Source organism: Streptomyces sp. NPDC048370 (genome assembly GCF_043200825.1).
In the GTDB taxonomy this organism is placed as follows: domain Bacteria; phylum Actinomycetota; class Actinomycetes; order Streptomycetales; family Streptomycetaceae; genus Streptomyces.
The window spans coordinates 58,423-76,518 of the sequence record NZ_JBICYI010000010.1 but is presented as its reverse complement, the minus strand read 5'-3'; the positions used below and the strand labels follow the sequence as shown (position 1 = coordinate 76,518).

Below are 18,096 nucleotides of genomic sequence, written 5' to 3'. Positions count from 1 at the left end.
GAGGCACTCATGACTGAGCTCCAGTCTTTCCCCACGGCCCCGACCGCGCTGTCGGACTTCGATCCCTACCGGTTCCCGGCGATGTACATCGCCGACCTCCCCGAGGACCCGCCGGCCGCGTACGGCCTGCCGGACACCCTGGACTACCCGCTCCCCCCGCCGGCTCCGGCCACCCGCCTGTCGTTCCCCCTCGACCCGGCGGACCACCGCCGCCTGGAACTCCACTCCGCCCTCACCACGGCGGGCATCGCCCCCCTACCGGGCGACCTCGCCGCGATCGAGGCCCTGTGCACCCTGGACGACTCCACCCACATCGCGCTGCGACGGTGGATCACCCGGGCGACGTGATCCCCGCGGGGGACCCCGAGGAGCTTCGACTGGGCGTCGGTTGAGTCCGACGCCGAGCACAACGCCCGCATGAGGTCCACCCATTCGAACCGCCGGCGCCGGAGCATGGGGCAAAATTCTGGCGAAGGCCCCGTTGTACTTCGTGCTCACGATGCGCAAGCCATGACGCGGGACGTACGGGACCGGGACCGGGGGGCATCCGATGGGCGAGCTGTACACGGCTGAAGGCACCGACCTTCCGGAGCCACAACCGGCCCCGGAGGCAACGGAACTTCCCGAGGGCGACGACTTCGGAGAGCCCAAGGAACCGGAGTCGGTCGAGGACGACACGGAGCTTCCCGACGACGAAGCCGAATCCGAGGCACCGGACGAGCCGGAGGAGCCGGAGGAGCCCGAGGAACGTGCCGAGGGAACGGCGGAGTTGCTTCACGAAGAGGATGACGTGGAGCAGCCCGAGCCGCCGGAGGAGAGCGATCCCCTGGAACCCGCAGCAGAGTTGGCGCCGGCCGAGCCCGATGCGAATGAGCCGGAGGAGCCGGCGAAGCCGGACGCGCCTCAGGAGTCCGACGATCCTCAGGAGTTGGAGGCGCCTGAGCAGTCGGAGGAACCTGACGGGGCGACGGACGAGAGCTTCGAGGAGCCGCCGGACGAGGCGACCGACGAAGTCCGCCTTGCGCAGGCCGAGGCCGAGGGACAGGAGATCGGCGACGCCCATGGTGTTCAGGTCGACTACACGACCAATCCCTTGTCGCCCGACTCCGCGAACGACGTCAATCAGGCGATGGAGAAGCTGTCCGCCGAATATCCCGGTGTGTTCCAGGGCATGGAGGTCGTCCGGTCCGAGGCCGCCGCCGCTGATTCCACTCTGGCGTACGCCGTGCTCGAGCCCGGTGGTCCGGACGCCGTCGGGATCTACCTCGACTCGGGCGACTTCGGTGACTACGAGGCGCTCTCGGAACAGGGGAAGCTCGAAGAGGAGAGCAACTGGACTGTCCCTGGAGGCGGATCCGTCGAGGGGATCTTCCATCACGAGTTCGGGCATCATCTGGCTCAGGAGATCTTCGACTCGCCCGAGGCCAACCAGGAACTCGAGACCGTCGTGTCCGACGCGATCGGGCGGCCGTACGACACCAGTGTCGAGCCGCACGACGACGAGACGGCCGCGGCGATCGAGCCCCTGGTCTCGGAGTACGGGGCCACGGACCCTCACGAGATGGTCGCCGAGTGCTTCACGGAATACAAGCTGGCCGATAATCCCCGACCGTTCGCCATGGAAGTCGGCCAGATAATCGACAAGTACCTCAAGGACACGAAGGAGTGAGTCACATGCGCCGTTCCCCTGTGCTGTGTGATGCCTGCAAGCACCTACAGCGTCGACGCAATACCGAGTCCCGAACCACGGCTGACCGATACATCATGTACTGCGCGGCCTTCCCGGAAAGCATTCCGGGTGACATCTCTCCCGGCGGCTTCGACCATCGACGTCCCTACCCCGGGGACGGTGGGGTGCTGTTCGAGTTGAAGGACGGGAAGGAGAAGATCGTGGCCCTGTACGAGGCCACGGTCCCGGAGGACCGCAGGACCCGAGTCTCCGACGGGGAAGCGAAGAAGTGACCACGAGGAGCTCAGGCCGCCGCCCGACCGGGCCGGCGCCCATGCGCTTTTGCCGGCCGGACGCGGCGAGCGGGTCGCACCTCGCCTTGCGCTCCGGACGGAACGTCCCGTCCGGAGCGCGCTCCACGAAGTCCGGACCGACCTCCCGCGTGTGAACCGAGCAGCCGGGGCAGAGACCACCGCGCCGCCCTGCCCGTCACCGGCTCATGAGCGCCCGTTCCGACTGCGGCGCAGGAACTCCGAAGCGGCAACCTGGATTTCCTCTCCCGGCTTGTCCGTTCGATAGTCCCGGGACTTGATGTATTCGTAGAATTCCGAATCCGGCCCATAGCCGTACTGCTCAAGGTAGTAGGCCTGCGCCAGCGTCCAGATCCAGACGCCATCGGTCACCGTCGCGATCGGAACGACCTCGCCTTTCGACGCATCGAACTGATCCCGAGCCAGACCGGCAGCCCGCTCGAGAGCGGTACCACCGTGTGCCAGGAATCCGAGCAGGCGCTCGCGCTCGTCCTGATCGGCGATGCGTGGCCTGGACTCGTCGAAGTACGGCCCGGACACCGGGTCGACACCGTCGAACAACCGCGCACGCTTGAACTCCACCGCTTCTCCCCCAGCTCTCGTCGTTCGGTTCTCACGTGACCCGCACCGGCCGGAACCCTGGAAACGCAGAGATCCCGCCCGGTCTTTCGACCGAGCGGGATCTCGTGACGTTCACGAGAGCTACTCGCGAACTGTCGTCTGTGGACCTGTGGGGATTTGAACCCCAGACCCCCTCGATGCGAACGAGGTGCGCTACCAGACTGCGCCACAGGCCCTTGCGACGTGTGAAACATTAGCATCCCGATCGGGCTGCACGGAAATCCGCTCCCCCGCAGGTCAGCCGAGGGCTCCGGGGAGCCCTCGGGCCGGGGTCATTCGTTGGCCGCGCGGGGGCGGTCGTCGTCCGCGTACTGGTCGAAGAGCGGGGTGCGGCCGTGGTCGCGGCGGGACCGGGGTGGGGTCGTGCGCTGGCGAGGAGCCGGGTTCGGGGCGGGGGCGGCCGGCGGAGTCGGGTCGGTGGCCGCCGTGGAGGAGCGGGCCGAGCTCCAGGTCTCCGGGTCCGTGATGTCGATGCCGCTCGTGGCGCGCGGGGCGACCGGGGCGGTGACGTACGTCGGGAGCGGGACCGGGACCGGCTCCCAGCTGTCGCCCCGGGCCGGGCCGCGCTCGCGCTGCTGGTCCACCCACTCCGCGTGGTCCGTCTGCTCGACGAGCGCGCGGCGGTCGGCCTCCTGCGGGGAGACCTCGGGGGCCGGTTCGGGTTCGGGTCGGGCCGGCTCGTCCTCGGGCTCGGCGGGCGCGGCCGGGCGGCGCGGGCGGTTCTCCCGCAGCCGGGCCGCCGCCGCCTCGGCGCGCCGACGGTCCATCACGTAGACGAAGCGCCGCCGCTCCGTCGTCCGCAGATGCACGATGTACGCGCTCAGCAGCACCGCGGGGACGGCCGGCGCCCACAGGAAGGCAAGGCCGCCGACCGCCGCGACGACCGCGCCGAGGGTGAAGGCGAGGAAGAGGACGACCGTGGTCCGGCGGCGCCGGGCGAGGACCTTGCCGCGCCGGGCCCGTTCGACGGCCGCCTTGGAGGGCGCCTTGGCGGGCGCCTTGGCGGGGCGCCGCACCGGGGCGGGGGCGTGGTCGCGCGCCCGGTCGGGCACGGGGCCCGGGTCCGGGGCCTCCAGGCGGGCTTCGGTCCTGGCCGCGGGCGCGGAAAAGGCCCGGACGTCGACCGAGCTGAGATGCTCCGTCTCCACGTCCGGGTCCACGCCGGGCTCCCGGTCCTTCAGCTCCTTGGCGTACCGACGCTCCATTCCCGCCCGTCCGGACAGCAGCCGGATGGCGGTGCTGAAGCGTTCCGTCGGACGGGCCTCGTTGAGCTCGTCCTGCCTGCGGAGCCACATCGGCACCAAGTAGGCGGCCCAGGCCCCGACGATGACTGCGTAGATGAGGCCGCTGCTGCTCACGCCTCACACCGTAGAGGGGTTCGCGGGAGGGCATCGGCCAATTGGCCCGGTGTGTCGCACGATCTGGCTGATATCACTGAACTTTTTTGTGATTGTTCAGATCGATTGGTGGTCAACTACTGATTGAATTCGAACATTTATTTCATTGGGCGGGATGGGAGGGACGGGCCCGGTGCCAGCGCCGCACCAGCCCCTCGGGGACCTCGTCCGCGGTGAGCGCGAAGACGAGATGGTCCCGCCACGCCCCGTCGATGTGGAGGTAGCGCGGGCGCAGCCCCTCCTCCCGGAATCCCAATTTCTCCACGACCCGCCGCGAGGGGACGTTCTCCGGCCGAATGCAGACCTCGATGCGGTGCAGCCCGACGTGGCGGAAGCAGTGGTCGACCACGAGCGCGACCGCCGTCGGCATGACGCCTCGGCCCGCCACCGCGCTGTCCACCCAGTACCCCACGTGGCCCGAGCACATCGAGCCCCAGGTGATCCCCGCCACCGTCAGCTGACCGACCAGCTCGCCCCGGTACTCGATCACGAACGGCAGCATCCGCCCCGCGTTCGCCTCGGCCCGCAGATGGCGGACCATCTGCCGGTACGTCGGCCGCTGCGCCACCGGAGCGCCCGGGGCCGCCGGCGGGATCGTCGCCTCCCAGGGGCGCAGCCAGTCCCGGTTGCGCCGGTTGACCTCGCGCCAGGCCCGCTGGTCGCGGAGTTTTATCGGCCGCAGCACGACGTCTCCGTCGGCGAGGACCACGGGCCAGGACGGGATCATGACGGTCTCGGGTGGTCGCCGCCGCGGAGCTGGTCGACGGCGTGGACGAGCAGCGGCTCCAGTACGGCGAGGCCGTCGCGGACCCCGCCCGAGGAACCCGGCAGGTTCACGATCAGCGTCCCGCGCGCGACCCCGGCGAGGCCCCGCGACAGCACCGCCGTGGGCACCTTCTCCCGGCCGTACGCGCGGATCGCCTCGGGGATGCCCGGAATCTCCTGGTCGAGGACCCGGCGGGTGACCTCGGGCGTGGCGTCGGTGGGCGAGATGCCCGTGCCGCCGGTGGTGAGGATGACGTCGTACCCGGCCTCGACGCCGGCCCGCAGCGCCGCCTCGACGGGCGCGCCGTCCGGCACGACCTGCGGGCCGTCGACCGCGAAGCCCATCCGCGTCAGGCCCTCGGCGATCAGCGGGCCGCCCTTGTCCTCGTACACCCCGGCCGCGGCCCGGTTGGAGGCGGTGACCACCAGTGCGGAGTAGGGGGCGCCGAGCGCCGCCCCGCCGGTCGGGGCCCGGTCCGTGCCCGGCGCCGGAGCGGCCGGGCCGCCCTCGATGGAAGGGCCGCGACCGTGGTCCTCGTGCCCGTGCGTCTCGCCCACCCGGCCGGCCCGCGCCTGCGGGTGAAGTCCTGCGGCCGCGCCGCCCGCCGTGGTCGCCGTCATGACTCGGTCCTCGTCCACGTGCCCGACTTGCCGCCGGTCTTCTCCTCCACCCGTACGTCGGAGATGACCGCGCCCTTGTCGACCGCCTTGATCATGTCGACCACCGTCAGCGCCGCCACCGAGACCGCCGTCAGGGCCTCCATCTCGACGCCCGTGCGGTCCGTCGTCTTCACGGTCGCCAGGATCTCGACCGCGTCGTCCGCGACGGTGAGGTCCAGGGTCACGCCCGAGACCGCCAGCGGGTGGCAGAGCGGGATCAGGTCCGGGGTCTTCTTGGCGCCCATGATCCCGGCGATCCGGGCGGTGGCGAGCGCGTCGCCCTTCGGTACGCCCTCGCCCCGCAGCAGCTCGATCACGCGCGGCGAGACGAGGACGCGGCCACTGGCGCGCGCGGTCCGCGCCGTGACGTCCTTCTCGGAGACGTCGACCATGCGGGCCGCCCCGGCCTCGTCGATGTGGGTGAGTCCTTGCTGCGTGCTCATGGCCGTGACACTCCCGGTCGCTGTGTGGGACGCCACGGTACCGCCACCAGGCCCTCCTCAGCCGAGGAGGACCACGTCGACGTCCGCGCCGGGGGCCACCTCCGTGGCCTCCTCCGGTACGACGAGCAGGGCGTTCGCGTGCGCGAGCGCGGCGATCAGGTGCGAGCCGGCTCCGCCCACCGGAGTGACGGTGCCGGACTCGGCGTCGTACGTCCCGCGCAGGAACTGGCGGCGGCCGGACGGGGACGAGAGCGGCTTGTCCGCGGTCAGGACGGCCCGGACCCGCGGCCTGTGGAGGTCGTCGAGGCCCATCAGCGCCCGGATCGCGGGGCGGACGAACAGCTCGAAGGAGACGTACGAGGAGACCGGGTTGCCCGGCAGGGCGAGCAGCGGCGTGTGCTCCGGGCCGATCGTCCCGAACCCCTGCGGCTTGCCCGGCTGCATGGCGAGCTTCCGGAAGTCGACCTGACCCTCGAACTGGCCGGCCGTCGTCAGCGCCTCCTTGACCACGTCGTACGCGCCGACGCTCACCCCGCCCGTGGTCACGAGGAGGTCGGCGCGGATCAGCTGGTCCTCGATGGTGGCGCGCAGCGTCTCGGCCTCGTCGGTGACGGCGCCGACCCGGTACGCGATGGCTCCGGCGTCGCGCGCGGCGGCGGCGAGCGCGAAGCTGTTGGAGTCGTAGATCTGGCCCTTGCCCAATTCCTCGCCGGGCTGCGCCAGTTCGCTGCCGGTGGAGATCACGACGACCCTCGGACGGGGGCGTACGCGCACGGTGGCGCGGCCGATCGCGGCGAGCAGCCCGATCTGCGGCGGCCCGAGGACCGTGCCCGCCTCCAGGGCCAGGTCGCCGGCCTGGACGTCGCTGCCGCGCGCGCGGACGTGCGCGCGGGCCTCGGCGGCCCGGTGGACGCGGACCTCACCGCCCGCGCCCTCGGGGTCGGCGCTTGCGGCGCGCATCCCGCTCGCCGCTCCCCCACCCGTGCCCCCGTCGGTCCACTCGACCGGCACCACGGCCTCGGCGCCGGGCGGCAGCGGGGCGCCGGTCATGATCCGGGCGGCCTGGCCGGGGCCGACGTCCGGGAGGCCGTCGGCGCCGGCCGCCACGTCGCCGATGACGGTCAGGACCGCCGGGAACTCCTCGGTGGCACCGGCGACATCGGCGACACGGACCGCGTATCCGTCCATGGAGCTGTTGTCGAAGGGGGGCAGCGCGACCGGCACCGTGACGTCCTCGACCAGGACGCAGCCCTGGGCGTCGGGCAGTTGCAGCTCGATGGGTTCGAGCGGGGTGATCGCCCCGAGGACGTCGTCCAGGTGCTCGTCCACCGACCACAGGCCCCGGGAAGGCCCCGCGCAGGGATCGCCGGACGAATCGCCGACCGCCGCGTCGCCGGAACCCTGGGACGCGCCGCCGACCGCCGCGTCACCGACCGCCGCGTCACCGACCGCCGCCTCCGCCTGGGACGACGCCCCGACCGTGGCCTCGTCCTCCGCCCGATCGCCTGGCACCGGTGCCGTGCTGCTGCTCAAGGTGCTACATCTCCTCGCTGACGTACTTGCGGAGCCAGGTCCGGAAGTCCGGTCCCAGATCTTCACGTTCGCACGCCAGTCTGACAATGGCACGCAGATAGTCCCCGCGGTCACCGGTGTCATAGCGCCGGCCCTTGAAGACCACACCATGGACCGGGCCACCGATCCGCTCGTCCTTGGCGAGTTTCTGCAGGGCGTCGGTCAGCTGGATCTCGTTGCCCCGGCCCGGCGCGGTCTCACGCAGTATCCCGAAGATGGCCGGATCCAGTACGTATCGGCCGATGATCGCGTAGTTGCTCGGCGCCTCGTCCGTGTCCGGCTTCTCGACGAGGTCGGTCACCTTCACCACGTCGGAGTCGATCGTCCCCTCGACCGCCGCGCAGCCGTAGAGGTGGATCTGCGAGGGCTCGACCTCCATGAGGGCGATGACGCTGCCGCCCTCCCGCTCCTGGACGTCCACCATCCGGGAGAGCAGCGGGTCGCGCGGGTCGATCAGGTCGTCGCCGAGCAGCACGGCGAAGGGCTGGTCACCGACGTGCGGGGCCGCGCAGAGCACGGCGTGTCCGAGGCCGCGCGGGGCGCCCTGGCGCACGTAGTGCATGGTGGCGAGGTCGCTGGACTCCTGCACCTTGGAGAGGCGCTCCTCATCCCCCTTGCGGGCCAGCGCCTCCTCCAGCTCGTAGTTCCGGTCGAAATGGTCCTCCAGGGGACGCTTGTTCCGACCGGTGATCATGAGGACGTCGGAGAGTCCGGCCGCGACGGCCTCCTCCACGACGTACTGGATCGCGGGCTTGTCGACGACCGGCAGCATCTCCTTCGGCGTGGCCTTGGTGGCCGGGAGGAAGCGCGTGCCGAGACCGGCGGCCGGGATGACAGCCTTGCTGATCCTGGGGGGCGACTGAGTCATGCGGAGCACATTAGCCGTTCGGAATGAGAGGAAGATGGGGCTCCGATTAACTTCCTGTGCATAAAGACACTTACGAGAGGTTCGTGAAGCCACATGATGTCCCGGTGACGGCCGACATGACCGACAAGGCCACCTTGCGCCGCCAACTCCTCGCCGCCCGCGCCCAGCTGACCGGCCATGATGTCGAATCCGCGGCCGAAGGGCTCGCGCGGGGTGCGCGGGAGCTCGCCGAGCTGGCCGACGCCGAGACCGTCGCGGCCTACGTGTCGGTGGGCCGCGAGCCGGGCACGCGCGCGTTGCTGGACGCTCTGCGCGCTCGGGGCACCCGCGTCCTGCTCCCCGTACTGCTGCCGGACAACGACCTCGACTGGGCCGCGTACGAGGGTGCGGAGCGGTTGGCGAAGGCCGACCGTGGCCTTCTGGAGCCGACCGGTCCGCGACTCGGCCCCGAGGCGGTGTGCGCGGCGGACGTGGTCCTGCTGCCCGGTCTCGCGGTCGACGAGCGCGGGATGCGGCTCGGGCGGGGCGGCGGCTCGTACGACCGCGTCCTCGCGCGGCTCGCCCGGGCGGGCGCGGACCCGGCGCTCGTCGTCCTCCTCTACGCGAACGAGGTGGTCGCCCGGGTCCCTGAGGAACCGCACGACCACCCCGTGCACGCGGTGGTGACCCCGGAGGGGGTCGTCCGTTTCAGCCCGTAGCGGCTACGGCCTGAGGAGCAGCGTGTCCTTCGTCGAGGCGTCGACCGCCGCCTTGCCGAAGGACCAGTCGAGGAGCTCGCCCTTGACCCACTTGTCGGTCTGGTCGGTGTAGTTGTCGTGGTACGCGTGCCCCGAGGCGCCGGAGAGGTTTATCCAGCGGGACCGGTCCCAGTCGCCGACGTTGACGACCATCCGCATCGACGGGACCCAGATGACCCCGTAGCCGCCGGCCGCGTTCCAGCCGGTCGCGTTGACCGCCGCCTCGCCGCCGCCCAGGTTCCACGGGCCGCGGTTGAGCAGGGACTGGACGAAGCCAGGTCCCGCCGTGCCGAGGGTCTGGTTCTGCAGGGTCAGCTGGTGCAGCCGGCCCCAGCTCCAGGTGGAGACGTCCTTGCCGAGCTTGGCGGTCAGCTCCCAGCGGGCGTCCTCCATGGCGCGGGCGAGCAGCTGGTCACGGTTCTCGGTGGCCTGGTCGGTGCGGTTGGCCTCGGTCTTCCACCACTCGCTGTTCTCCTGCTTGAGCAGCGGGCGGACCACCTCGTACCAGCGGTCGCCGCCGTCCGGCTGCGCCGTGTCCCCGTCGCGCTCGCCGCACTCCCACGCCTTCTTGTTCTGCTCGTCGACCGGGAGGCCGGTGAGGTCCGCCGGGCGGACGCTGATGCAGTCGCCCTCGGCCCGCAGCTCCTTGGGCAGCTTGTCGCCGAAGGCGAGCTTGAGGACGTTGCGCCAGACCGCGTTGAAGTACGCGGCGGCCGCCGAGTCGGGCTCCTGGGTGTAGTCCCAGCCCTCAAGGAGCTTCTGGGCCTCGCGGACGTACGGGTCCGAGATGTCGATCTTCAGCAGGAGCGGGTTGAGCAGGGTCGCGATCTCGCTGCGGTTGTCCATCTGCATGGTCCGCATGTCGTCGGGCGAGATCTTCCCGCCGTCCTTGATCTTCGACTCGACGAGGTCGTTGATCCGCTGGCTGCGCGAGCCGTATCCCCAGTCCGAGGTCAGGAGGTAGGGGTACTTGGCCTTGTCGACGACGGCCTGGTTGGCGGTGACGATGTAGCCGCGGTCGGGGTTCAGCTCGTACGGCAGCTCGTCGTACGGGATGTAGCCCTTCCACTTGTACGAGGAGTCCCAGCCGGGCGCCGGTACGGTGCCGTCGCCCTTGGCGCGCAGCGGGATCTTGCCGGGCGCCTGGTAGCCGATGTTCTCCGCGTCGGCGTAGATCAGGTTCTGGGAGGGGACCTCGAAGTTCTTGGCCGCGGCGCGGAACTGCTTGAAGTTCTTGGCGCGGTTCAGCTCGAAGATCGCGTCCATGGACTTGCCGGGCTGCAGGGCGGTCCACTGCAGGGAGACCGCGTAGCCGGTGCCCCGGTCGGGGGCCGCGTTGCCGACGGGGGCCTTCTGGCCGACCTTCTCCAGCTCGGAGGAGCGGTCGGAGACCAGGGGGCCGTGCTCGGTCGAGCGGATCGTGATCTTCCGGTCGCCGCCGCCGGCGACCTTGATGGTCTCCTCGCGGGTCGTGAACGGCTTGACCTTGCCGTCCACCACGTAGCCCTCGTCCGAGACCTTCTCCAGGTACAGGTCGGTGACGTCGGCGCCCAGGTTGGTGAGGCCCCAGGCGACGGTGTCGTTGTGGCCGATGATCACACCCGGCGTACCGGAGAACGTGTAGCCCGAGACGTCGTAGCGGCAGGTGGCCGAGACGGAGCGGCAGTGCAGGCCCATCTGGTACCAGAGGGACGGCAGCATCGGGGCGAGGTGCGGGTCGTTGGCGAGCAGCGGCTTGCCGGAGGTCGTGTACCGCCCCGCGACGACCCACGAGTTCGAGCCGATGCCGTTGCCGTTCGGGCCGAGCAGCGCGGGGATCTCGTCGAGCGCTTCGGAGAGCGCACCCAGCTGGGTCTGCGCGCCCCGCAGCGCGGAGCCGGTACCGGTGCCGTCACTGTCGTCGTTCGACGCCGTCCCCTTCGGGTCGAACTTCCCCGTCCCCTTGTCGACCGCGCCGTTCTGCACGATCGGCTGGTGCAGGTTGTAGGGGTAGCCCGGGTAGAGCTGCTTGATCTGGGCCGCGCTCAGCCGGCTCGTCATCAGGGAGCGGTCGATCTCGTCCTGCATGTTGCCGCGCAGGTCCCAGGCCATCGCCTTGAGCCAGGCCACCGAGTCGACGGGCGTCCAGGGCTCGATCGCGTAGTCGCCGGTGAGGGCGAGCGCCGCGTACTCGACGGAGACGTCGGAGGCGTCCCGGCCCTTGAGATAGGCGTTGACACCCTCGGCATACGCCTGGAGGTTCTTCTTCGTCTCCGCCGAGAGGACCTTGTCGTACTCCTGCTGCGCCACCTGGCGCCAGCCCAGCGTGCGCAGGAAGGCGTCGGTGTCGACCTGGCTCTTGCCGAACATCTCGGAGAGGCGGCCGGCCGTCATGTGACGGCGCACGTCCATCTCGTAGAAGCGGTCCTGCGCCTGGACGTAGCCCTGGGCGCGGAAGAGGTCGGCCTCGGTGTCGGCGTAGATCTGCGGCACCCCGTAGGCGTCGCGCTTGACCTCGACCTCGCCGGAGAGGCTGTCGAGCCGGATCTCGCCCGTCGTCTGCGGGAAGGAGCCGCGGACGGCGCTGACGCCCCAGTACCCCCCGTAGCCGACGCCCGCGACCAGTGCGAGGACCAGGACGAGGAGGATCAGGCGGGCACGCCGCCCCTTCTTCTTGGCGGGGGGCGCGGTCGTGTTGGAGGGCATCGCTGTCCTTCGAGGGGCAGGGTGGTCCTGGAGTACGGGAGCAACCTTAGGCGCAGCGCCCGAGCGGCCGGGACGCGGTGTCCCAAGGAGGCCGCCCAAGATCGCACTGGCGATCGAAGAGGCGCAAGGGAGGCGTCAAGAAAACGTTAAAGATTAGGTAAGGTAACGAAGTACCGGCTGCTGGAGGAACGATCCGGCCGCACGCGAGGGGAAGGGTCGGCCACTGTCTGTCCACGAGCTCAACGAACTCCTGCTCATCTGCTCGCTCGTCCTGCTCATCGCTGTCGCGGCGGTGCGGATCTCGTCCCGGAGCGGGCTCCCCAGCCTGCTCCTGTACCTGGGCATCGGAATCGCCATAGGGCAGGACGGCATCGGCAACGTCGAGTTCGACAACGCCGAGCTGACGCAGGTGATCGGCTATGCCGCACTGGTGGTGATCCTGGCCGAGGGTGGCCTGGGCACCAAGTGGAAGGAGATCAAACCCGCGCTGCCCGCGGCGGTCGTGCTGTCGACCGTCGGCGTCGCGGTGAGCGTGGGCATCACGGCGTCCGCCGCCCACTACCTGGTCGGCCTGGAGTGGCAGCAGGCGCTGATCATCGGCGCGGTCGTCTCCTCGACGGACGCCGCAGCCGTCTTCTCCGTCCTGCGCAAGGTCCCGCTGCCCTCACGGGTGACCGGTGTCCTGGAGGCCGAGTCCGGCTTCAACGACGCCCCGGTCGTCATCCTCGTCGTCGCCTTCTCGACCGTCGGTCCGATCGACAGCTGGTACGTCCTCGTCGGCACCATCGCCATGGAGCTGGCCATCGGCGCCGCCGTCGGCCTCGGGGTCGGCTTCCTCGGCTCCTTCGGCCTGCGGCACGTCGCCCTGCCCGCCTCCGGCCTCTACCCGATCGCCGTCATGGCCATCGCCGTCACCGCGTACGCGGCGGGCGCCCTGGCCCACGGCTCCGGCTTCCTCGCCGTCTACCTGGCCGCGATGGTCCTCGGCAACGCCAAGCTGCCGCACGCGCCGGCCAACCGCGGCTTCGCCGAGGGGCTCGGCTGGATCGCCCAGATCGGCATGTTCGTCCTGCTCGGCCTGCTGGTGACCCCGTCCAAGCTCGGCGACGACTTCTGGCCCGCCGTGATCATCGGCCTGGTCCTGACGGTGGTGGCGCGGCCCATGGAGGTCTGGGTCAGCCTGCTGCCGTTCCGTATCCCCTGGCAGGAACAGGCCCTGATGTCCTGGGCCGGCCTGCGCGGAGCCGTCCCCATCATCCTCGCCACGATCCCGATGGTCTCCGGGATCGAGGGCAGCGAACGCGTCTTCAACATCGTCTTCGTGCTCGTCGTCGTCTACACCCTGGTCCAGGGCCCGACCCTGCCCTGGCTGGCGAAGGCGCTGAAGCTCGGCGACTCCTCCGGCGCCGCCGACCTGGGCGTCGAGTCGGCCCCGCTGGAGCGGCTGCGCGGCCACCTGCTGTCCGTCGCCATCCCGGAGGGCTCGAAGATGCACGGCGTGGAGGTCGCGGAACTGCGCCTTCCGGCCGGGGCGGCGGTCACCCTCGTCGTACGGGAGGAGAAGAGCTTCGTGCCGGGTCCCGCGACCGTGCTGCGGCGCGGGGACGAGCTCCTCGTCGTCGCGACCGACCCGGTACGGGACGCCACCGAGCGGCGGCTCCGGGCCGTCGGACAGGGCGGAAAGCTGGCCGGCTGGCTGGGTACGGGCGGCTCCACGGCGGTCTCCGAGCCCAAGGGACCGCACTCGCACTGGCCGCATCTGCCCTTCACCAAGCGAACGTCCGGTTAATCACAGGCATAGATTCAACAAGAAGGGCGTTTTCCCAGGCGGGAAGACGCCCTTCCCTGTAGCATGAAGGCACACTAGATCGAACCAACTCTGCCTGACGCAGAGCTGGCGCGACCGTATGGCGGCCGTGAGACCCTCCGCAGGGGCCCGGTATCTACCGCAGTTCCGCGCAAGAGGACAGCTCTCGGCTGCGCCCGCACCACCGTGCGAGGGGCGCGCTACCAGGCGGCAGAAAGGCAAGGACCGTGGTGTCCACGGTCACTTCTGACACGCCTGAGGCGCCTGTCGCGCCTGTCGCGTCTGTGAAGACGACGGGCAAGGGCGGGAAGCCCGCCAAGCCCCGCAAGCGTGCCGGTTACGGACAGCTCCTTCGTACCCCCGGAGCCCTGTCCTTCCTGCTCCCCGGCTTCGCCGCCCGGCAGCCGTTCGCGATGCTGACGATCGGCATCGTCCTGCTCGTCCAGCACACCACCGGCTCCTACGGCAGCGCCGGTGCCGTCGCCGCCGTCACCGGCGTCTCGATGGCGCTCTTCGCCCCGCAGAGCGGCAAGCTCGCCGACCGCTTCGGCCAGCGCGCCGTCCTGGTCCCCGGCGTGCTCATCCACTCCGCCGCCGTCTCCGTCCTCGTCGTGCTCGCCATGACGGGCGCCCCGATGTGGGCCCTGTTCCTCGCCGCCGTACCGGCCGGTGCCTCCGTCCCGCAGATCGGGCCGATGGTCCGTGCCCGCTGGGCGGCGAAGCTGGAGAACTCCCCGCTGATGCCGACGGCCGCGGCCTTCGAGTCCGTCACGGACGAGTTCACCTTCGTCGTCGGCCCCGTCCTCGCCACCGCGCTCTGCACCGGGGTGCACCCGGCGGCCGGTCTGATCGCCGAGGCGGCCCTGACGCTCTTCGGCGGCCTGTTCTTCGCCGCCCAGCGGAGCACCCAGCCCGCCCACGGCCTCGCGGCGGCCGCCTCGGCCGAGCCGCACGCCTCCGCGCTCTCCATCCCCGGCGTCCGCGTCCTCGCCATCGCCTTCCTGGGCATCGGCTCGGTCTTCGGCGGCATGCAGGTCTCCCTGACCGCGTTCAGCGAGGAGATCGGCAACCCCGGCGCCAACGGTCTGCTGTACGGGATCTTCGCCGCGGGCAACATGCTCGCGGGCATCGCGTGCGGCGCCGTCGCCTGGAAGATCGGCCCCCGCAAGCGCCTGATCCTGGGCTACGCCGGACTGACCGTGGCCGCCTCGCTGCTCTGGTCCGCGCACTCGGTGCTGCTGCTCGGCGCCCTCGGCCTGGTCGTCGGCCTCTGCATCGCTCCCGCCCTGATCACCGGCTACACCATCGTCGAGACCCTGGTCCCCGCCACCGCCCGCACCGAGGCCTTCACCTGGCTCACCGGCGCCGTGGCGCTGGGCCAGGCGGCGGCCGTGACGGTCGCGGGACGCCTCGCGGACGAGCACGGCGCGAGCACCGGATTCCTGGTGCCGCTGGTGGGCACGGCGCTCGCCCTCGCCACGCTCCTCGCGCTGCGCTCGCGCCTCGCCCCCCGGGCTCCGGGGCGCGTGGCGGCGCGTGGTATCGGTCACCGAGTGCCGGTGACGGTGGACTGATCCGGCGGAATACGTCACTATGGATCGTCGTTAGCACTCGATGAGTGTGAGTGCCAGGAGGAAGACAAGTGCCGACCTACCAGTACCAGTGCACCGAGTGCGGCGAGGGCCTCGAGGCGGTGCAGAAGTTCACCGATGACGCGCTGACCGAGTGCCCGAGCTGCAAGGGACGCCTGAAGAAGGTGTTCTCGGCGGTCGGCATCGTCTTCAAGGGTTCCGGCTTCTACCGGAACGACAGCCGCGGCTCGTCGTCCAGCAGCTCGCCCGCGTCGAAGCCGTCCACGGCTTCTTCCACGTCCTCTTCGTCGTCCTCCTCGGACGCGAAGCCGGCCGCCGCGTCGAGCTCGTCCTCGACGTCGAGCACTTCGAGCTCGTCGAGCTCCAGCTCGGCAGCCTGAGTTCAGCAGCCTGATCCAGGCGCCTGACCGACGTTCTTACGGAAGCCCTACCGCTGTGCGCGGTAGGGCTTCCGGCGTTTCGCGGGCCGTTAATGTGACCGGCATGGCGACCAATGCGACCCAGGCGACCGACCCGACCCACGCGTTCGCGGACATCGGTGTGATCGGCGGATCGGGGTTCTACTCCTTCCTGGAGGACGTGACGGAGGTGGCCGTGGACACCCCGTACGGCAGCCCCAGCGACGTGCTCCTCCTCGGCGAAGTCGCGGGGCGGAGGGTCGCCTTCCTGCCCCGGCACGGCCGGAGCCACACGCTGCCGCCGCACCGGATCAACTACCGCGCCAACCTGTGGGCGCTGCGCTCGGTGGGCGTACGGCAGGTGCTCGGGCCGTGCGCCGTGGGCGGCCTGCGCGAGGAGTACGGGCCCGGGACCCTCGTCGTACCGGACCAGTTGGTCGACCGCACGAAGACGCGCGTGCAGACGTACTTCGACGGGGAGCCGCTCCCGGAAGCCTGGGGCGGGGCCGTGCCGAACGTCGTGCACACCAGCTTCGCGGACCCCTACTGCCCCGACGGGCGGCGGGTGGCGCTGAAGGCGGCCCGGGGGAAGGGCTGGGATCCGGTGGACGGCGGCACCATGGTCGTCATCGAGGGGCCGCGGTTCTCCACGCGCGCGGAGTCCCGCTGGCACGCGGCGGCCGGCTGGTCGGTGGTCGGCATGACCGGGCACCCCGAGGCGGTCCTCGCCCGCGAACTGGGGCTCTGCTACACCTCCCTCGCGCTCGTCACGGACCTGGACGCGGGCGCGGAGACGGGCGAGGGGGTCTCGCACACCGAGGTCCTGCGGGTGTTCGGGGCGAACGTGGGACGGCTGCGCGAGGTCCTCTTCGACGCGGTGGGCGCCCTGCCGGACACGGCGGACCGGGACTGCCTGTGCACGCATGCGCACGACGGCTGGGACCTGGGGATCGAGCTGCCGTAAGGCCCCGTCCCTGAGTGAATCCCTCTCGGGAGTGAGGGAGTTGTCCACAGTCGGCGGTTGATCCACAGGCGGGAGCGGGATTCTCGCGGGGCCGGGATGGTGGGAGCAGTTTCCGACCCACTCCCGACAGGCGGTGTTCCCGATGACGACCTCTCACTCTCCTGACCCCTCTCTCGACCGCTCCCTCGACCGCTCCCTCGACCGCTCCCCCGTTCCCGCGACGCTCGGCGTCCCATCGTTCGAGCCGCTGCGGGTGCGGGGCGGGCGGCAGCGGTGGCGACGGGTGGTGCGGCGCAGGGGGCGGGCGCCGGCGGCGATCCTTGTGATGAGCGCGGCCGCGCTCGCGGTGGCGGGCGGGGGCGAGGTCTCCGCCGACCCGCCGGCGACCGCGGCGGTACGGGAGCAACGGCCCGCGGTGCGGCTGGTGTCGGCGCCGGTGCGGATCGCCGACGCGGCGGCCGTGCGGCTGCTGCGGCCCGGGGACCGGGTCGACGTGATCGCCGCACCCAACTCGCCGATGGGCGGGGCCGGTGAGGCCCGCGTGGTCGCTACGGGCGCTCGAGTGGCCGACGTTCCGCGCACGGGTGAGACTCGTTCGGACGGCGGAGCGCTCGTCGTCCTGTCCGTTCCACGGCCGACGGCGACGGCTCTGGCGGGTGCGGGTGTCACGTCCCAACTGGCGGTGACGCTGTGTTGATTCGCACTGACTGCCTGTCAAGTAACCGTTCCGTGTGTACGGATTGGACGCCTCTGCGTCATTCGCGGCCTAATGGCACGGCTAACCGCGCACGCAACTGCGCACGTAACTGCACACGCGACGAAAGGCATCCGGGTGAGCCCGAAGAAGGAAAGCGTGATGGCAGGCTTCAAGGCCTTCCTCACGCGCGGCAATGTGATCGATCTGGCGGTCGCGGTCGTCATCGGTGCCGCGTTCACCAACATCGTGAACTCCGTGGTGAAGGGCATCATCAACCCGGTGGTCGGAGCCTTCGGCACCAAGGACCTGGAGAGCTACGCGACCTGCATCAAGGACCCGTGCACGATCGGTGCGGACGGGGAGATGGACGGCATCCAGCTCCAGTGGGGCCTGGTGCTCAGCGCGGTCCTCAGCTTCCTGATCACCGCCGCCGTCGTCTACTTCCTGATGGTGCTGCCCATGGCGAAGTACCTGGCCAGGCGTGCCGCCCACGACAAGGCGAAGGAGGGCGTCCAGGAGACGATGGAGATCAGCGAGCTGGAGGTCCTCAAGGAGATCCGCGACGCGCTCGTCGCCCAGCGCGGCCCGGACACGGAATCGGGCACGGGATCAGGTACGGGCACGGGCGGCGGATCGGGTACGGGGACGCACCCCACCCCCTAGTCGGCGACTCGCACAGACGTCAGAGGTGGTGCGGCGGCTTCTCGTCGAGGAAGCGCGCGAGATCGGCGGAGCTGTCGCTGCCGCCGGGAGGCCGCTCGCCCCACCCGCGGTCCGTATCGTCCGCGGATTGCTGGTCCAGTGGATCGTCGAAGATCAGCTTCGGCTTCGTGGTGTTCTCGGGGATTGACTGGTTGCCGGGCTGCTTCGCGTCTCGCGGTCCGTGGGCGGGGGCGGTGCTCATACCTCC

The 18,096-nt window shown here is 70.7% G+C and carries 18 protein-coding genes and 1 tRNA gene; 9 read left to right on the top strand and 10 right to left on the bottom strand.

Annotated elements, in window-relative coordinates; all coding sequences use genetic code 11:
• The first annotated feature begins 9 nt into the window (after window positions 1-9).
• Window positions 10-348, top strand: a complete 339-nt coding sequence (locus ACGFYP_RS21915) for a hypothetical protein (protein WP_393495969.1) — start codon at window positions 10-12, stop codon at window positions 346-348.
• 202 nt (window positions 349-550) lie between these two features.
• Window positions 551-1,669, top strand: coding sequence for a hypothetical protein (locus ACGFYP_RS21910; RefSeq protein ID WP_393495966.1), 1,119 nt, complete (start codon window positions 551-553; stop codon window positions 1,667-1,669).
• Between the two features lie 497 nt (window positions 1,670-2,166).
• On the opposite strand, the gene ACGFYP_RS21905 is transcribed toward ACGFYP_RS21910, so the two are convergent.
• The 8 genes from ACGFYP_RS21905 to galU form a co-directional block, all read right to left on the bottom strand.
• Entirely contained in the window at window positions 2,167-2,562 is a 396-nt protein-coding gene (locus ACGFYP_RS21905) for a hypothetical protein (protein WP_393495963.1), read from the bottom strand.
• Between the two features lie 141 nt (window positions 2,563-2,703).
• A tRNA-Ala gene (locus tag ACGFYP_RS21900) sits at window positions 2,704-2,777 on the bottom strand.
• 96 nt (window positions 2,778-2,873) lie between these two features.
• On the bottom strand, window positions 2,874-3,959 hold the full coding sequence (gene glpR, locus ACGFYP_RS21895) for a gephyrin-like molybdotransferase receptor GlpR (protein WP_393495960.1): 1,086 nt from the start codon (window positions 3,957-3,959) through the stop codon (window positions 2,874-2,876).
• 142 nt (window positions 3,960-4,101) lie between these two features.
• A complete protein-coding gene (locus ACGFYP_RS21890) occupies window positions 4,102-4,725 on the bottom strand; it encodes a GNAT family protein (RefSeq protein WP_361967196.1) in 624 nt (207 codons plus the stop codon).
• On the bottom strand, window positions 4,722-5,384 hold the full coding sequence (locus tag ACGFYP_RS21885; protein ID WP_393495955.1) for a molybdenum cofactor biosynthesis protein B: 663 nt from the start codon (window positions 5,382-5,384) through the stop codon (window positions 4,722-4,724). The genes ACGFYP_RS21890 and ACGFYP_RS21885 overlap by 4 nt, the downstream gene beginning before the upstream one ends.
• Window positions 5,381-5,866 carry a cyclic pyranopterin monophosphate synthase MoaC gene (gene moaC / locus ACGFYP_RS21880; protein WP_393495952.1) on the bottom strand — a complete coding sequence of 162 codons (486 nt, stop codon included), beginning with the start codon at window positions 5,864-5,866 and terminating at the stop codon, window positions 5,381-5,383. The genes ACGFYP_RS21885 and moaC overlap by 4 nt, the downstream gene beginning before the upstream one ends.
• Before the next feature lie 57 nt (window positions 5,867-5,923).
• Entirely contained in the window at window positions 5,924-7,204 is a 1,281-nt protein-coding gene (glp, locus tag ACGFYP_RS21875) for a gephyrin-like molybdotransferase Glp (protein ID WP_361967288.1), read from the bottom strand.
• 199 nt (window positions 7,205-7,403) lie between these two features.
• Window positions 7,404-8,306 carry a UTP--glucose-1-phosphate uridylyltransferase GalU gene (gene galU / locus ACGFYP_RS21870; RefSeq protein ID WP_361967192.1) on the bottom strand — a complete coding sequence of 301 codons (903 nt, stop codon included), beginning with the start codon at window positions 8,304-8,306 and terminating at the stop codon, window positions 7,404-7,406.
• Between the two features lie 116 nt (window positions 8,307-8,422).
• Between galU and ACGFYP_RS21865 the strand changes: the two genes are divergently transcribed.
• Window positions 8,423-9,004 (top strand): 5-formyltetrahydrofolate cyclo-ligase, encoded by a 582-nt coding sequence (locus ACGFYP_RS21865; protein ID WP_393496499.1) that lies wholly within the window; start codon window positions 8,423-8,425, stop codon window positions 9,002-9,004.
• A 3-nt stretch (window positions 9,005-9,007) separates the two neighbouring features.
• Here the strand turns inward: ACGFYP_RS21865 and ACGFYP_RS21860 are convergent, their stop codons facing one another.
• Window positions 9,008-11,728 (bottom strand): penicillin acylase family protein, encoded by a 2,721-nt coding sequence (locus ACGFYP_RS21860; RefSeq protein WP_393495948.1) that lies wholly within the window; start codon window positions 11,726-11,728, stop codon window positions 9,008-9,010.
• A 223-nt stretch (window positions 11,729-11,951) separates the two neighbouring features.
• On the opposite strand from ACGFYP_RS21860, the gene ACGFYP_RS21855 reads away from it, so the two are divergent.
• The 6 genes from ACGFYP_RS21855 to mscL all read left to right on the top strand — a co-directional run bounded on the left by ACGFYP_RS21855 (window position 11,952) and on the right by mscL (window position 17,849).
• Entirely contained in the window at window positions 11,952-13,517 is a 1,566-nt protein-coding gene (locus ACGFYP_RS21855) for a potassium/proton antiporter (RefSeq protein WP_393496495.1), read from the top strand.
• A 302-nt stretch (window positions 13,518-13,819) separates the two neighbouring features.
• Window positions 13,820-15,109, top strand: coding sequence for an MFS transporter (locus ACGFYP_RS21850; RefSeq protein WP_393495945.1), 1,290 nt, complete (start codon window positions 13,820-13,822; stop codon window positions 15,107-15,109).
• Between the two features lie 68 nt (window positions 15,110-15,177).
• Window positions 15,178-15,507, top strand: a complete 330-nt coding sequence (locus ACGFYP_RS21845; RefSeq protein WP_393495942.1) for an FmdB family zinc ribbon protein — start codon at window positions 15,178-15,180, stop codon at window positions 15,505-15,507.
• A 103-nt stretch (window positions 15,508-15,610) separates the two neighbouring features.
• Window positions 15,611-16,489 carry an S-methyl-5'-thioadenosine phosphorylase gene (locus ACGFYP_RS21840; protein ID WP_393495939.1) on the top strand — a complete coding sequence of 293 codons (879 nt, stop codon included), beginning with the start codon at window positions 15,611-15,613 and terminating at the stop codon, window positions 16,487-16,489.
• A gap of 142 nt (window positions 16,490-16,631) precedes the next feature.
• Window positions 16,632-17,186 (top strand): hypothetical protein, encoded by a 555-nt coding sequence (locus tag ACGFYP_RS21835; protein ID WP_393495937.1) that lies wholly within the window; start codon window positions 16,632-16,634, stop codon window positions 17,184-17,186.
• A 135-nt stretch (window positions 17,187-17,321) separates the two neighbouring features.
• Entirely contained in the window at window positions 17,322-17,849 is a 528-nt protein-coding gene (gene mscL / locus ACGFYP_RS21830; RefSeq protein WP_393495935.1) for a large conductance mechanosensitive channel protein MscL, read from the top strand.
• A gap of 19 nt (window positions 17,850-17,868) precedes the next feature.
• Here mscL and ACGFYP_RS21825 read toward each other — a convergent pair whose 3' ends face one another.
• Window positions 17,869-18,090, bottom strand: coding sequence for a hypothetical protein (locus tag ACGFYP_RS21825; RefSeq protein WP_361967176.1), 222 nt, complete (start codon window positions 18,088-18,090; stop codon window positions 17,869-17,871).
• Between the last annotated feature and the right edge of the window lie 6 nt (window positions 18,091-18,096).

Coding starts and splice junctions, on each gene's coding strand:
- ACGFYP_RS21915 (WP_393495969.1), top strand. CDS start 10: ATGACTGAGCTCCAGTCTTTCCCCACGGCCCCGACCGCGCTGTCGGAC.
- ACGFYP_RS21910 (WP_393495966.1), top strand. CDS start 551: ATGGGCGAGCTGTACACGGCTGAAGGCACCGACCTTCCGGAGCCACAA.
- ACGFYP_RS21890 (WP_361967196.1), bottom strand. CDS start 4,725: ATGATCCCGTCCTGGCCCGTGGTCCTCGCCGACGGAGACGTCGTGCTG.
- ACGFYP_RS21885 (WP_393495955.1), bottom strand. CDS start 5,384: ATGACGGCGACCACGGCGGGCGGCGCGGCCGCAGGACTTCACCCGCAG.
- moaC (WP_393495952.1), bottom strand. CDS start 5,866: ATGAGCACGCAGCAAGGACTCACCCACATCGACGAGGCCGGGGCGGCC.
- galU (WP_361967192.1), bottom strand. CDS start 8,306: ATGACTCAGTCGCCCCCCAGGATCAGCAAGGCTGTCATCCCGGCCGCC.
- ACGFYP_RS21865 (WP_393496499.1), top strand. CDS start 8,423: ATGACCGACAAGGCCACCTTGCGCCGCCAACTCCTCGCCGCCCGCGCC.
- ACGFYP_RS21860 (WP_393495948.1), bottom strand. CDS start 11,728: ATGCCCTCCAACACGACCGCGCCCCCCGCCAAGAAGAAGGGGCGGCGT.
- ACGFYP_RS21840 (WP_393495939.1), top strand. CDS start 15,611: ATGGCGACCAATGCGACCCAGGCGACCGACCCGACCCACGCGTTCGCG.
- ACGFYP_RS21835 (WP_393495937.1), top strand. CDS start 16,632: ATGACGACCTCTCACTCTCCTGACCCCTCTCTCGACCGCTCCCTCGAC.
- ACGFYP_RS21825 (WP_361967176.1), bottom strand. CDS start 18,090: ATGAGCACCGCCCCCGCCCACGGACCGCGAGACGCGAAGCAGCCCGGC.